A 13020-nucleotide genomic window follows, 5' to 3' on the forward strand; every position below is an offset into this window, starting at 1 on the left:
GCCGCGATGCCGGCCGCGTCGAGGGCCGCCCGCAGCCCGGGCACGTCCGGGTCGGCGGCGACGACGCCGACCGAGCCCTCCCGGGTGAGCGCGTGCCGTACGGCGTCCACGACCGTCTCCGGCACGGCGCCCGGCGCGCACGCGCGCAGCGTCAGCTCGCCGTCGCCGCGCAGCGAACGGGCCGGGGGCACGTCCACGCCGAGCCGTTCCAGGAGCCGGTTGGTGAGGCCCACGACCTTCTTCGGCACCCGGAATCCGGTGGTCAGCGGCACCACCGCCGCGTCCGGGCGGCCCAGGTGGGCGAGGACGGTCCGCCAGGACCGGGCGGCCCACGGTGTGGTCCCCTGGGCCAGGTCGCCGAGGACGGTGAGCGAACCGAAGGCGGAGCGGCGGGCGATGGCGCGGCACTCCATCGGGGAGAGGTCCTGGGCCTCGTCGACGACGATGTGGCCGCAGCCCTCGGGGTGTTCGAGGAGTCCGGCGACCTCGTCGAGCAGGACCAGGTCGGCGGCGGACCAGCGCGCCGACTTCCACGACCGCGGTGCCCGCCCCGTCCACAGCAGGGCTCGCTGCTCGTCGTCGTCCAGCACCCCCTCGGCCGCCCTCGCCAGCTCGCCCGGGTCGCCGAGCAGCGGCGCGAGGACCTCCTCCGGGCGCACCCGCGGCCATACGGCGTCGAGGGCCGCGCCGACCGGCCGGGCCCGTTCGACGCGGCGCAGCCAGGCGTTGGTCCGCGGCCCGGCGCGCCGCTCGGCCCGCTCCTGGAGGTACCGCACGATCCGGGCCCTGACCCGCTCGCGCCCGACGGTGTACGGCGGTTGCTCCCGGCGTACGTCCGCGACGATGCGGGCCAGCGCCTCGGCCGGGACCCGCCAGCGGTAGGAGCCGTCCGGTACGGCGAGGTCGCCCGCGGCGCCGGGGTCCACGCGCGCGTACAGGGCGCGGCGCAGCACCTCGGCCGCCCGGGGGTCGTGCTTGAGCGCGGCGGCCCGCGCGTCGTCGGTCCGGGTGACGGGGTGCCGGGCGATCTCCCGCGCGAGCGTGGACTGCCGTACGCCGCTCTCGCCGAGGGCGGGGAGCACCTCGGCGATGTAGGAGAGGAAGGTCGGGTTGGGGCCGAGGATCAGCAGTCCGCCCCGCTGGATGCGCCGCGGGTGGGTGTAGAGCAGGTAGGCGGCGCGGTGCAGGCCGACGGCGGTCTTGCCGGTGCCCGGGGCGCCCTGGACGCAGACGGTGGTGCCCAGGCCGGCGCGGACCAGGTCGTCCTGGTCGGGCTGGATGGTGGCGGCGATGTCCCGCATGGGTCCGACGCGGGGCCGTTCGATCTCCCGCGCGACGATGGCGCTGGCCCGGGACTCGCCCCGGCCGAGGTGCTCGTCCTCCATGCCGGTGAGGTCGGCCCGGTCGCCGCGGCTGCCCGGCGCCCAGCCGAAGCGGCGACGGACGGCCACGCCGCGGGGGTCGCCCGCGGTGGCCTGGTAGAAGGCGCGGGAGACGGGGGCCCGCCAGTCGACGACGAGGGGCGGGGCGGCCGGGTGCTCGGTGATCCGCAGCCGCCCGATGTGCAGCGCCCGCCCGGCCTCCTCCCCCTCGGCGAAGTCGAGCCGTCCGAAGAACAGCGGGCCCTCGGGCAGGTCGCGCATCTCCTTGGCCCGGCTGCGCAGCCGGTACCCGAGGACCTCGGCGTCGGCACCGGAGGCGGAGACGTCCTCGCCGGTGACGACGTGTTCCTGGGCGCCCTCGACCATCGCGGCGAGGACGGTCCGGCAGCGGTCGTGGTGGGCGCGCTCGCGGTCGAGGGCGCGCTGGAGGGCGGTGTCGGTCGACGTCATTCCGGCAAGCATAGAGGAAAGGCGTTACTGAGTTACATTTTTTACTCCACCACGAAACTTCGGCAGTCCCGCCGCCAGCCCGGCGAAGGCCCGCTCCGCCGCCGCCACCGCGTCGCCCCGCACGTCCTCCACCCGTTCCCCGCCGGCGATCCGCCGCCAGTTCTCCAGCGCGAGGATCCGCTGTACGGCGATGATCTGCCCGGCCGCCAGCCTGGCCTCCAGGTCACCGCCGAGCGCCTCGGCGAGCGCGGCCTCGGACCGCTCCAGCTGGGTGTGCATCCGGGCGACCAGGGCGGGGGTGCCGTAGAGCAGCCGGTGGAAGGCGAGGACGGCGGGGTGGTCGTTGAGCCCGGTCACCGGGTCGCACCGCTCGAGACCCGCCAGGAAGTGCCGCCGCAGCGCGTCGATCGGCTCGGGCCCCTGTCCCGCCACCCGGGCGGCCTCGTCCTCGTGGTCGGCGATGCGGTAGAGGACCAGGTCCTCCTTGGCGGGGAAGTACCGGAAGAGCGTCGGCTTGGAGACCTCGGCCGCGGCCGCCACCTCCGCGACGGACACCGCGTCGAAACCCTTCTCCAGGAAGAGTGCGACGGCGGTGTCCGACAGGGTCCGGAACATCCGCTGCTTCTTGCGTTCGCGCAGACCGGGGGCGTTCATGGGGCGAGCCTAGGCGGTGTCCGGCGGGGGCCCCTCGTCCGCGTGGGCGCGGCCCCACCGCACGAGGGCGGCGCCGATCGCCGCCGCGTCGGGCACCGACTCGAGCCCGAGGGGCGGGGCGGCGTCGGCCAGGATGCCGTGCAGCCTGGCGGCCGCGAGCCGGACGCCGGGACCGGGCGACCGGGCCTGCCGCCCGAGCGAGATGGCTTCCCGGATGACGTCGGTGAAGACGGACTGGGCCCGCTTGTAGCCGACGATCCGTTCCAGGTCCTGCCGCCAGCCGTACGAGCCGCCGGGGCGCGCGGCCTCGACCGTGCGGCGCCACGCCTCCACCACCCGGAGGCGCTGCGGGGACGGGTAGCGCATCAGGTGCAGGTGGGTGGCCAGGTCGTAGAGCGGGTCGCCGACCATCGCCAGTTCCCAGTCGATGGTCCACAGCCGCCGGTCCGCGTCCACGACGAGGTTCTCGCGGTGCAGGTCGGCGTGGAGCAGGCAGAACGGCCGCTCCCGCAGCCCGGCGACGTGCTTGCGCAGCCGCTTGAAGGCGTCGTCGTCCAGCCCGAGTGCCGCGAAGAGGGAGCCGAAGCGCGGCAGGTTCTCCGCGTAGACGCGCTGCTCGGTGAAGCAGACGAGCCGTTCCATGAAGCCGTCCGTGTCGCCGTCCGGCGGCCGGTCCTCGGCACGGCACCGCCGGGCCACCGGGAGGGTCGGCGACGTCACGGCCGCCGTCTCGCCGAAGAGCCGCAGGATCTGCCGCGTGAACCGGTCGGGCACCGTCCGGCCGGCCCCGTACAGCGATCCGAGGGTCCGGCCCTCGACGAACCGTTGCAGGGGCGGCAGCCCGTCCAGCTCGAAGACGTCGGGTACGCCGGTGATCCGGCCCTGGAGCGCACACAGCAGCTGCTCCTCCGACACGAAGCACCGGCGGTCGAACCAGAGCAGGTTGCTCCGCGGCTCCCGGCACTTCCAGCGGGCCGTGCCCGCGGCACCCGCCGCGCCGGGCAGCGGCACCACGTACGTCTCGTGGTGGTAGCCGCGCAGCGGGCCCTCGACCGTACTTTCGTCACCGCTCACCTCGACGGCACGGAGCCGGGCGGGGGAGGCCGATTCAGGCGACATCTACCGTTTTTCTCTCGCCTTGGACCCATGCGGAGGTGCAGGAGTGGGAAAACGGTACTCCTGTTGCCCCCGCCGTCCCCACCGAACCCCGTCGAACGCCGCCGCGTCGTCCCACCACCCGGCGAACGCGGGAGCACGTGTGCGACGCCGGGGACCGGTCAGGTGCGAGCCGGTCCCGCCGCCTCCCACAGCAGCCGCAGCACCGGCTGCAAGGAGTGCACGACCGTTTCCGCGCCCGCCTCCCGGAGGATCTTCGCCTTCCGCTCGTTGTGGCCGTAGCCCAGGAAGGGCACACCGGCCCGGCGGGCGGCGGTCAGGTCGGAAGTGGTGTCACCGACCATCAGGGCCTGCGCGGGGGCGACGCCCATCGCGTTGAGGGCGCGGTTGAGGCAGTACGGGTCGGGCTTGAGCAGGTGCAGTTCCTGGGTGCGGCCGTAGATGTGGGGGGCGAAGCAGTCCAGCAGGCCCCGGGTGGCCAGGTACTCGCTCACCACGCGCGGCGAGTTGTTGGTCGTGATCGCGAGGCCGACGTCCAGCGCCGACCAGGTGCGGATCAGCGGGTCCGCGTACGCGGTGGGCCACGCGGTGGCCACGGCGCGCAGCTCCTCCCGGGTCAGCCGTTCCTCGAAGTCGGCGACCAGGTCGCTGCGGTGGCGCCTGCGGTTGACCGCGCCCAGCAGGACGTGCGGGTCCGGGTGGACCTGCTCCTCCTGGGTGAGCAGCTCCTTGAGGCCCAGCCCCTCCAGCCAGTCCACCAGTTCACCCGCCACCCGGTCGGCCGAGTAACCCGCGAACAGTCTGCAGATGGGGCCGTCGAAGTCCCACAGGACGACGCGGGCGCCCACGACCAGCTCCCGCAGGCTCTCGGACTGCTCGGACCGCTCGTTCTGTTCGGACTGCTCGGCCCGCCCGGTCCGCCCGCTCACCGGTTCCGTCTGATCCATATCGGAAGTCACTAGGAGAGTGTCATGTCCGTGGTGATGGTTTCCCAGAGGGCGTCGAACCACTTCTGTGATTCCTCCACGAACACCGACTCCCGGCGACCGCTCCGCTTCAGGAACGAGAACAGCAGCGACTGGGAGCCGAGCGCGTCGTACATCTCCAGCGTCCGGCTCTCGTACTCCTCCTCGCGCCGGGTCACCATGTAGTAGCCGAAGAGGGCTTCCTCGCCGTTGAGCAGGTAGAGCTTGGTCGTCGGGGTGAACGGCAGGGCGCGGAAGGCGATGCGCACGTCGACGCGGTGGGTGGAGCGCACGGCGTGCAGGTTGTGCCGCAGGACCCGGGCCTGGGCGTTGCGCATCTGGAGCCAGCGCTGGTGGACCGGGTCGTCCTCCTCGTCCTCGACCAGGACGGGGAAGGCGAGTGCGATGTCCCGGGAGGGCATCAGCACGCGGAAGTCGATCGACTCGGGGTGGATGCGGCCCTCGTGGATCAGGCGGAGCGGCTCGCTGAGGGCCAGCATCAGCGTCTCCGAGGTGTGGCAGACGACGTCGACCCGCACGCGCGGTGCCGCGAACGCCTCCGCCAGGCGCGGTCCCAGGGCCACCATCGTCGGCTGCGGCTCGGCCCGCGGTGTGGCGGGCTCGGCGATGCGGGGCGGGCTGCCCTTGCTGACGTTGGTGAGCAAGCCGTCGTCCTGGAGCGCGCGCAGGGCCTGGCGGACGGTGCCGCGCTCCACGCCGAACTCCTCGGCCAGCTCGGCCTGGGTGGGCAGGCGGTCGCCCGCCTTGAGGTCTCCCCCGCGGATCCGTTCCCGCAGGACCTCGGCGATCTCCTGGGACGAGAGCCTTCTGCTGCCGTTCACGGACACGTTCTCCTGAGTCACGACCAAACGCTACAACTTCGACCTACCTACAGGGAGTTGTTTGAAACTTGTTTATAGGTAGTAGCCAAGTGGGGACAACATAGGCAGAGTTGGTTGCCAACTTCGCATGGTTGGCGAAAGTTTACCTTCCCGAACGTCGTGCTCATCGAACTTCCCGAAGGGGGGAAGGCCATGCCCGTCCTCGCCCTGGTCTCAGCGGTCTTCGTCATCGCCTTCGAGCAGATCGTCCAGTGGAAGTACGGTGCCACCGGCATCGTCGGCCTGCTCCTGCTCACCATAGGCATCAAGGCCAAGAGCCCCTCCGTCAGCTCCGCCGGAGCGGTGCTGCTGGCCCTCCTGGTCGCGGGTCCCGCGCTGTGACGGGGGCGGTCAGGTCATGAGCTGAAGCTCCGAACTGATCGTCCCCCACAGCGCGTCGAACCACAGCCGGGACTGCTTCACGAACACGCCGTCGCGCAGGCCACCGCCCTGTTCGAAGGCGAACAGCGTCGAGCGGATGCCCTCCGCGTCGTACATCTCCAGCCGCTCGTGGTCGATCTCCTGCTCGCGCCGGCTGAGGGTGTAGTACGCGAAGAGTGCCTCGCTGCCGTTGAGCACGTACAGCTTCATCGGGGGTGTGAAGGGCAGCGCGCGGAAGGAGACACGCACGTCTATGCCGTGCGTGGCGCGCAGGCTCAGCAGGTTGTGCCGGAGCACCTGCCCCTGGGCGTTGCGCATCGCCAGCCACCGCCGGTGCACCGGCCCGCCCGCCGCGCCGCCGGAGACCGCCACCGGGAAGGCGAGGTCGATGTCGCTGCTCGGCAGCAGGACCCGGACGTCGACCTTGGCCGGTTTCAGTCGCCCCGCGTGGATCTGGCTCAGCGGCTCGCCGAGGGCGAGGGTGAGGGAGACGGAGGTCAGGCACAGCGCGTCGATCTCGACGTGCTCGGCGGCGAAGGCCGCCGCGATCCGGGAGGCGAGCGCCACCGTGGTGGGCATCGGCTGCGCCTCCGGGCCGGCCTGGGGGCCGTACAGGTCGGGCGCGACGGTCGCGGGGCTCCCCTTGGACACATTGGTGAGCAGACGTTCCGACTGGAGGATGCGCAGGGCCTGGCGGACGGCGCCGCGCTCCACACCGAACTCCTCGGCCAACTGGGCCTGCGTGGGCATGCGCTGACCCGGCCGCAGCCGACCGGACCTGATCCGGGCGCGCAGCTCGTCGGCCACCTCACGATGGGTTGGCTGTGGCCGCTGCGGTCTCTTCCGCCCGTTGACGGGGGCGCGTTCCGGCTCCACGACCAAACCCTACAACTTCTCGCCATCTTTTGGCAGTTCGCGGAAAGGTGGTTATGAGACGCTTCCAAGCGGAGATAAGTACAGTGAAGTTGGCAGCCAACTTGAGCAACGTGGTCGAGCCTCACGGGGGTTGGCCACCACGGTGACAGGGGGACCACCATGCCGCTCATCGCCATCGTCGTCGCGGCTCTGGCCATCGGGTTCGAGCAGCTCGTGCAATGGAGGTACGGGCCGATGGGCATCATCGCGTTCGTCGCGCTCTCCATCGGCATCAAGGCGAAGAACACCATGATCGGCGGTGTGGGTGCGGTGATCCTCGTGATGCTGCTCGCCCAGTCCGGCTGAACCGACGTACTGACGGCCGGGCCCCCTTCCGGAGGGGAGCCGGGAGCCCGGCCGGTCGGTAGGCACCACGCACAACAACCACAACCACAACTGAAGAGCACGTCGAAAGAACTTCGAGGAGCCCTTCGCAGAGCGCTTCGAAGAGCACGCGCTACGGATGCGCAGGTCCACCGTCACCGGCGGAAGGGAGTCACCTCAGAACATGTCCGGGCACCAAGGCCGCCTGGACGTACGCAGCAGGGCGTCGACCACACGGGCGGCGCCCGCTCGTTCTTCCCGCACCCGGCCGAGCGCCGCCAGCCGTACGGCCGAGGCGTCGCCCAGCCACAGCGCCCCCAGCTCCGCCACGTCGAGCACGAGATGGGCGCTCTCGGTGGTCGGCGCGCAGGACGCGCCGTCCGGGCCCGCCTCCAGCCGCCACCGCCCGCCGGCGAGCCCTCCCCGGTCCACCACGTCGAGCACCACCGACCCCCGGCCCTCGTACGTCCGCGCCGTGAGCGCCTCGGCGACGTCCAGGATCCGCACCCACAGCCAGTCGGCCTGCGTGGTGATGCGGGCCGCGCGCGGGTCCGGCAGGAGGCCGGGGAGCAGGTCGTCCGGGGAGCGCCAGCCGCTCTTCACCGTCTGGACCCAGTCGATCGAGCACAGGTAGTGCCACAGCGCGCGCTCGGCGGCCGGGGTCACGGCGAGCAGCCAGTCGACGGTCGCCGTGTTCAGTGGCTGCTTGGCGTCGCCCCAGCGGTCGTCGGTGCGGTACGAGGCCAGGCCCTCGACCTCGCCGTCCGCCGCGCGGTACAGGGCGTAGTACGGCTCGGTCCAGGACGTGCCGTTCAGGTCCACGACGCCGGTCCGGGCCTGCCACCACAGCTCGGCCCGGCTGACCGCGCCCGGCTGGGCCCGGCGCAGCCGCTCGTGCAGCTCGGGGCCGAGCTTGCGGACGTCAGCGCCGTCCACGAGGTCGATCCGGCCGCCGTCCTCCGGGGCCGCCCAGCGCGCGTCGAGACCGGTGCGCGGCACGTCGACCGTCCACTCGGTCATGGTGGTGGCGGGGCCGAAACCGTACCGGCCGTAGATCCGGTACTCCGCCGCGATCAGCGTCGCGACCACGTCCCCGCGTTCCTTCGCCGCGGCCAGGTCCTGCGCCATCATCCGGGTGAGCAGGCCGCGGCGGCGGTGGGTCGGGGTGACGGTGACGTTGGAGACCGCGTCGGCCCGGACCGCGGCGCCGCCGACGGTCGTCAGCTCCTGGTCGAAGGACCGGAAGGTCGCCACGCACCGGTCGCCGTCGAAGGCACCGAGGAGCCGGCCGGGCACGAACTGCCGGCGCCGCGCCTCCAACTGCTCCTCGGGCACCAGGGGCGGTTGCAGGAACCCGGTGTTCAGGGCCCGGTTCCAGTCGGGGAACTCGGCCTCGGTGATGGGACGTACGTCTGTCTCGGTACGGCGGCTCATACGCTCACGGTAGGCCGACGCCCCCACCTGCGTCGCGGGGATTAACGGGGCCGTGGACGTCAGAAGGACGCCCGGATCTCCCCCACCTCCCGGCCGGCGCCCAGCAGGGGCGCGTGGCCGATGCGGTCGACGACCGGGCCCTGGACGCCCAGCAGCGACAGGGCGCGGGACAGCACCGGGCCCAGGGCCCGGGTCGCGCCGTCCTCGATCTTGAAGGCGAGGGCGCGGCCGTCGGGCAGGGCCACCGCCTGGACGGCCTCCGCGCCCATCTTGGAGAGCGTGCCGGGCACCTCGCGCATCAGCCAGGTGTCCGCGCGGCGGCTGCCGGCGACGTACTCGGGGTGGGCGCGCATCGCGTCGGCGACCCGGCGCTCGGCCGAACCGGGCTCGGCGCCGACGAAGGACCGGAAGGCGCGGGCCAGCCCGACCAGGCTGATCGCCATCAGCGGCGCCCCGCACCCGTCGGTGCCGACCGCGGCGACCGGCTCGCCCGCCGCGTCCTCCACCACCTTGTGGATGATCCGCTGGAGCGGGTGCTCCGGGTCGAGGTAGGTCTCCAGCGGCCAGCCCCGCTGCGCGCAGACCGCCAGCATCGCGGTGTGCTTGCCGGAGCAGTTCATGGTGACGCGGTCCGGCACGGCGCCCGACGCCAGGTACGTCTCCCGCTCCTCGGCGTCCAGCGGCAGGTCGGGCGGGCACTGGAGCAGCGCCGGGTCCAGGCCGTACTCGTCCAGCATCTTGCGGACCAGATCCCGGTGAAACGGTTCTCCGGAGTGGCTCGCGGCGGCCAGCGCCAGCCGCTCCCCCGCGAGGTCGAGGCCGGCCCGCAGGACGCCCGCCGCCTGCATCGGCTTGTTGGAGGAGCGGGGGAAGACCGGCGCCGTCACCTCGCCCAGCGCCAGCTCCACCGCCCCGTCGGCGCCCAGCACCACCAGGCTGCCCCGGTGCCGCCCCTCGACGAAACCGGACCGGACGACCTCGGCGAGGACGGGCGGCACGACGGGCGACAGGGCGGACGTGGGCGCGGACTGGTTCGTGTGCGACGGGTGCGTCGGCTGGGGCGCGGGCATCGGCGGTGGCCTTCCGGAACGGGCGACCCCCCGCTGCGACGGCCCGGGATCACCGGGCCCCGGAGGCGGCGCGGATGGCCGCCCCCCGTGTCACACGAGCAGGTCGTCGACTTGTGCTTCCCCTTCACGGTACCGGCGTGCGATCTCCGCGCTGCAGCCGTCCGCCGTGCGCTGGAGCCGCTGCCGCCTCCGGGAGACCTGCTGCTCGTAGCGCACCAGCCGCCCCATGCCGGCGGTCAGCTCGACGTCGGTGCGGGCCGTCAGGTCGGACAGCTCCACCTCGCCCAGCATCTCCGCGGCCAGCCGCCGGCACTCCTCGCTGCGCGGGGTGCCCAGCGTCACATGCCGGGCGGAGGAACGCTGGCGGGCCGGTGCGTCGGCGAGGATCTCCGACAGCCGCTCCACCACCGACCCGGTCGCCGCCGTGACCACGGACGACGACGAGGCCGGCCCGCGCCCCGCCAGCTCCGCGCGCAGGATGTCGATACGGCCCTGCAGCAGCCGCCGTACGTAGCTGAGGTCCGCCTCCTCGCGCTGGGCGTCCCGGCGCAGCGTGCGCAGCTCCGGCAGGCTCAGCGCGGCCAGGTCCCGCTCCGGCGGGTCGGCCGGCAGCTCCGGGCTGTCCGTGCGCTGCACGGGCGGCCGGGGCGCCTCAGGACCACTCGGGCCGCCCGGACCTCCCCGGCCACTCGGAGATGTCAACGCGGCAGTCCCGAACGACCGCCCCGTACTCGGTGTGCTCATGTGCCTCAACCGTCCCCTCGCCCGGCGCCTGGGAGCATCGTGCCACCCCAAGTGGCCGCTATGTGACCGAGTGCCCCCGATCGGACCCGATCGGCCCCAGATGGGGGGTTCGCAGCGAAAAGAAACCCCCTACGGCCCCGCCCCCCGGCGCCCTGGGGGCGCACGGCATCATGACGGGATGCGTGCAGTGGTGCAGAGGGTGGACGGCGCGAGCGTCGTCGTGGACGGCGAGACCGTGGGCGCGATCGACGGCGAGGGCCTGTGCGTCCTGGTCGGCGTCACCCACGACGACACCGAGGAGAAGGCGGCGCAGCTGGCCCGCAAGCTCTGGTCGGTGCGGATCCTGCACGACGAGAAGTCGTGCAGCGACCTCGACGCCCCGCTGCTGGTGATCAGCCAGTTCACTCTTTACGGCGACGCCCGCAAGGGCCGCCGCCCCACCTGGAACGCCGCCGCGCCCGGCGACCTCGCCGAACCGCTGGTCGACGAGGTCGTCGCCCGGCTGCGCGCGCTGGGCGCGACCGTGGCGACGGGACGTTTCGGCGCGCAGATGCGGGTGTCGCTGACCAACGACGGCCCGTTCACGGTCCTCGTCGAGGTCTGAGGCGGGCCCTACGGCTCGACGACGGTCTCCTGCGCGGCCGCCGTCTCCTCGGCCATCAGCCGGGCGTCCACCGGCACGTTCCGCTTCACCAGGGCGAGGGCCACCGGGCCCAGCTCGTGGTGGCGCGCGGACGTGGTGACGAACCCGACCTTCCGGCCGTCGGGCCCGTCGTCCGCGAGACGGATCTCCGCCCCGTTCGGCGGCAGGTGCACCTCGCTGCCGTCCAGGTGCAGGAAGACCAGCCGGCGCGGCGGCTTGCCGAGGTTCTGCACCCGGGCGACGGTCTCCTGCCCGCGGTAGCAGCCCTTCTGGAGGTGCACGGCCGTACCGATCCAGCCCAGCTCGTGCGGGATGGTCCGGTGGTCGGTCTCGAAGCCGAGGCGGGGGCGGTGCTGCTCGACCCGCAGCGCCTCGTGGGCGAGGATCCCGGCCGCGGGCCCGGCCTGGGCGGCGAACGCCTCCAGCTCCTCCCTCGGCAGGAAGAGATCACGGCCGTACGGCGTCTCGCGGACGGCGGCGGATTCGGGGGCCGGGGCGATCGACCCGGCCGGCAGGTGCACGACGGCGGTGTCGGCGGTGCGGTCGGCGACCTCGACCCGGTAGAAGAACTTCATCGACTCCAGGTAGGCGATGAGCGCCTCCTGGCTGCCGGGCTCGACGTGGGCCCAGACGGTCGCGCCGTCGTCGACGAGGTACAGGGCGTGCTCGATGTGGCCGTTCGCGGAGAGGATCAGCGCCTCGGTGGCCTGGCCGGCCGGCAGGTCGCTGACGTGCTGGGTGAGCAGCAGGTGCAGCCAGCTCAGCCGGTCGTCGCCCGTGACGGTGACGACACCGCGGTGGGAGAGGTCGACGAAGCCGGTGCCGTCGGCGAGGGCACGCTGCTCGCGGAACAGGTCGCCGTAGTGGGCGGCGACGCCTTCGTCCACTCCCTCGGCGGGAACGGCGCCGGGCAGGGACAGCAGGGGGCTCTTCATACGCCCAGCCTACGACTCGCTTACGACTCGGTAGTTGAACCCTTCAGGGAACAGCTCTCGCACCGGCCGAAGATCGCGAAGTGCTTCATGTCGGTGTCGAAGCCGAACTGCTCGCGCAGCTTGGCGGTGAAGTCGGCGGCCACCGACAGGTCGGCCTCGATCACGTTGGTGCAGTCCCGGCAGACCAGGTGGATGTGGTGGTGCCGGTCGGCCAGGTGGTAGGTGGGCGCACCGTGCCCGAGGTGGGCATGGCTGACCAGCCCCAGCTCCTCCAGCAGCTCCAGCGTGCGGTACACGGTGGAGATGTTGACCCCCGACGCCGTCTTCCTCACTTCGCCGAGGATGTCGTCGGGGGTCGCGTGCTCCAGGGTGTCCACGGCTTCGAGCACCAGCTGCCGCTGGGGGGTCAGCCGGTAGCCACGCTGCCTGAGGTCGCTCTTCCAGTCGGTGCTCACCACACCACGAGTCTAGGACTACTTGAAGAAAGCGATCCCGTCGTCCGGCATGTCGTCCGGCAGGGCCTTGGCCCAGCGCTCGACGTCGTCCGGGGTGACGACCTTCTTCAGGTGCGCCGACATGTAGGGGCGCAGCTCGACCTCGGGGGTCTGCTTCTCGCCGACCCACATCAGGTCGCTCTTGACGTAGCCGTACAGCCGCTTGCCGCCGGTGTAGGGACTCGACGCCGCCGTGCGGGCCACCGCGTCCGTGACCAGGTCGATCTGGGGCTTCTGGTCGGCCAGCTCGCCGTACCAGATCTCGATGACGCCGTCGTCGCGGGTCATCGTGACCTCGACCTTGCGGTTCGCGTCGATGCGCCAGAAGCCGTGCTCGGACTCCAGGGGACGGACCTTGTTGCCGTCGTTGTCCAGCACCCAGGTGTGCGACTGGTACTCCAGGAAGTCCCGGCCGTCGTGGGTGAAGGAGACCTCCTGGCCGAAGTTGCACTTCTCGGCACCGGGGAAGTCGTGCACGCCCGCGCCGGCCCAGTCGCCCAGCAGGAAGACGAGCGGGACAAGGTCCTTGTGCAGGTCGGACGGGATCTCGATCATGAGCGGTACTTCCTGGCGTCGGTGATCAGCGCTGGCCCTGGTACAGCTTCTTCACGGTCAGACCGGCGAAGGCGAGA

15 protein-coding genes are annotated in these 13020 nt (G+C 72.4%); 3 read left to right on the plus strand and 12 right to left on the minus strand.

The window, feature by feature from the left end; all coding sequences use genetic code 11:
- The 5 genes from BZZ08_RS31555 to BZZ08_RS31575 all read right to left on the minus strand — a co-directional run.
- On the minus strand, positions 1-1832 hold a 1832-nt coding region (locus BZZ08_RS31555; RefSeq protein ID WP_104635629.1), incomplete at its 3' end, for a HelD family protein.
- Positions 1833-1856: 24 nt separating this feature from the next.
- Positions 1857-2486 carry a TetR/AcrR family transcriptional regulator gene (locus tag BZZ08_RS31560; protein ID WP_104635630.1) on the minus strand — a complete coding sequence of 210 codons (630 nt, stop codon included), beginning with the start codon at positions 2484-2486 and terminating at the stop codon, positions 1857-1859.
- Positions 2487-2495: 9 nt separating this feature from the next.
- Positions 2496-3605: a phosphotransferase gene (locus tag BZZ08_RS31565; protein WP_104635631.1), complete on the minus strand. Its 1110-nt coding sequence runs from the start codon at positions 3603-3605 to the stop codon at positions 2496-2498.
- 158 nt (positions 3606-3763) lie between these two features.
- Positions 3764-4612, minus strand: a complete 849-nt coding sequence (locus tag BZZ08_RS31570; RefSeq protein ID WP_104635632.1) for an HAD family hydrolase — start codon at positions 4610-4612, stop codon at positions 3764-3766.
- Positions 4561-5436: a winged helix-turn-helix domain-containing protein gene (locus BZZ08_RS31575; protein WP_104635633.1), complete on the minus strand. Its 876-nt coding sequence runs from the start codon at positions 5434-5436 to the stop codon at positions 4561-4563. Before BZZ08_RS31575 ends, BZZ08_RS31570 begins: the two co-directional genes overlap by 52 nt.
- A gap of 165 nt (positions 5437-5601) precedes the next feature.
- Here BZZ08_RS31575 and BZZ08_RS31580 point away from each other — a divergent pair, with 165 nt between their 5' ends.
- Positions 5602-5790 (plus strand): hypothetical protein, encoded by a 189-nt coding sequence (locus BZZ08_RS31580; RefSeq protein WP_104635634.1) that lies wholly within the window; start codon positions 5602-5604, stop codon positions 5788-5790.
- A 9-nt stretch (positions 5791-5799) separates the two neighbouring features.
- Here BZZ08_RS31580 and BZZ08_RS31585 read toward each other — a convergent pair whose 3' ends face one another.
- A complete protein-coding gene (locus BZZ08_RS31585) occupies positions 5800-6711 on the minus strand; it encodes a winged helix-turn-helix domain-containing protein (RefSeq protein WP_104635635.1) in 912 nt (303 codons plus the stop codon).
- 153 nt (positions 6712-6864) lie between these two features.
- Here BZZ08_RS31585 and BZZ08_RS31590 point away from each other — a divergent pair, with 153 nt between their 5' ends.
- Positions 6865-7050 carry a hypothetical protein gene (locus tag BZZ08_RS31590; RefSeq protein ID WP_104635636.1) on the plus strand — a complete coding sequence of 62 codons (186 nt, stop codon included), beginning with the start codon at positions 6865-6867 and terminating at the stop codon, positions 7048-7050.
- Positions 7051-7245: 195 nt separating this feature from the next.
- Here the strand turns inward: BZZ08_RS31590 and BZZ08_RS31595 are convergent, their stop codons facing one another.
- The 3 genes from BZZ08_RS31595 to BZZ08_RS31605 all read right to left on the minus strand — a co-directional run bounded on the left by BZZ08_RS31595 (position 7246) and on the right by BZZ08_RS31605 (position 10316).
- The gene (locus BZZ08_RS31595) at positions 7246-8502 is read right to left on the minus strand and encodes a GNAT family N-acetyltransferase (protein WP_104635637.1); all 1257 of its coding nucleotides are present in this window, start codon (positions 8500-8502) and stop codon (positions 7246-7248) included.
- A 59-nt stretch (positions 8503-8561) separates the two neighbouring features.
- Positions 8562-9572 (minus strand): asparaginase, encoded by a 1011-nt coding sequence (locus BZZ08_RS31600; RefSeq protein ID WP_104635638.1) that lies wholly within the window; start codon positions 9570-9572, stop codon positions 8562-8564.
- 90 nt (positions 9573-9662) lie between these two features.
- A complete protein-coding gene (locus BZZ08_RS31605) occupies positions 9663-10316 on the minus strand; it encodes an RsiG family protein (RefSeq protein WP_104635639.1) in 654 nt (217 codons plus the stop codon).
- Between the two features lie 178 nt (positions 10317-10494).
- Between BZZ08_RS31605 and dtd the strand changes: the two genes are divergently transcribed.
- Positions 10495-10920 (plus strand): D-aminoacyl-tRNA deacylase, encoded by a 426-nt coding sequence (dtd, locus tag BZZ08_RS31610; protein ID WP_104635640.1) that lies wholly within the window; start codon positions 10495-10497, stop codon positions 10918-10920.
- 8 nt (positions 10921-10928) lie between these two features.
- Here the strand turns inward: dtd and ygfZ are convergent, their stop codons facing one another.
- The 3 genes from ygfZ to BZZ08_RS31625 are packed head-to-tail and all read right to left on the minus strand — an operon-like array spanning position 10929 to position 12943.
- A complete protein-coding gene (gene ygfZ, locus BZZ08_RS31615) occupies positions 10929-11894 on the minus strand; it encodes a CAF17-like 4Fe-4S cluster assembly/insertion protein YgfZ (protein ID WP_104635641.1) in 966 nt (321 codons plus the stop codon).
- 20 nt (positions 11895-11914) lie between these two features.
- A complete protein-coding gene (locus tag BZZ08_RS31620; protein ID WP_052842947.1) occupies positions 11915-12352 on the minus strand; it encodes a Fur family transcriptional regulator in 438 nt (145 codons plus the stop codon).
- A gap of 15 nt (positions 12353-12367) precedes the next feature.
- A complete protein-coding gene (locus BZZ08_RS31625) occupies positions 12368-12943 on the minus strand; it encodes an FABP family protein (RefSeq protein WP_104635642.1) in 576 nt (191 codons plus the stop codon).
- Positions 12944-13020: the final 77 nt, after the last annotated feature.

This window comes from Streptomyces sp. MH60 (assembly GCF_002939385.1).
Lineage (GTDB): Bacteria > Actinomycetota > Actinomycetes > Streptomycetales > Streptomycetaceae > Streptomyces.

What these genes read in the sequence shown, in the direction of transcription:
- BZZ08_RS31560 (WP_104635630.1), bottom strand. Translation starts at nt 2,486, where the DNA reads ATGAACGCCCCCGGTCTGCGCGAACGCAAGAAGCAGCGGATGTTCCGG.
- BZZ08_RS31565 (WP_104635631.1), bottom strand. Translation starts at nt 3,605, where the DNA reads ATGTCGCCTGAATCGGCCTCCCCCGCCCGGCTCCGTGCCGTCGAGGTG.
- BZZ08_RS31580 (WP_104635634.1), top strand. Translation starts at nt 5,602, where the DNA reads ATGCCCGTCCTCGCCCTGGTCTCAGCGGTCTTCGTCATCGCCTTCGAG.
- BZZ08_RS31590 (WP_104635636.1), top strand. Translation starts at nt 6,865, where the DNA reads ATGCCGCTCATCGCCATCGTCGTCGCGGCTCTGGCCATCGGGTTCGAG.
- BZZ08_RS31595 (WP_104635637.1), bottom strand. Translation starts at nt 8,502, where the DNA reads ATGAGCCGCCGTACCGAGACAGACGTACGTCCCATCACCGAGGCCGAG.
- BZZ08_RS31600 (WP_104635638.1), bottom strand. Translation starts at nt 9,572, where the DNA reads ATGCCCGCGCCCCAGCCGACGCACCCGTCGCACACGAACCAGTCCGCG.
- BZZ08_RS31605 (WP_104635639.1), bottom strand. Translation starts at nt 10,316, where the DNA reads ATGAGCACACCGAGTACGGGGCGGTCGTTCGGGACTGCCGCGTTGACA.
- dtd (WP_104635640.1), top strand. Translation starts at nt 10,495, where the DNA reads ATGCGTGCAGTGGTGCAGAGGGTGGACGGCGCGAGCGTCGTCGTGGAC.
- ygfZ (WP_104635641.1), bottom strand. Translation starts at nt 11,894, where the DNA reads ATGAAGAGCCCCCTGCTGTCCCTGCCCGGCGCCGTTCCCGCCGAGGGA.
- BZZ08_RS31625 (WP_104635642.1), bottom strand. Translation starts at nt 12,943, where the DNA reads ATGATCGAGATCCCGTCCGACCTGCACAAGGACCTTGTCCCGCTCGTC.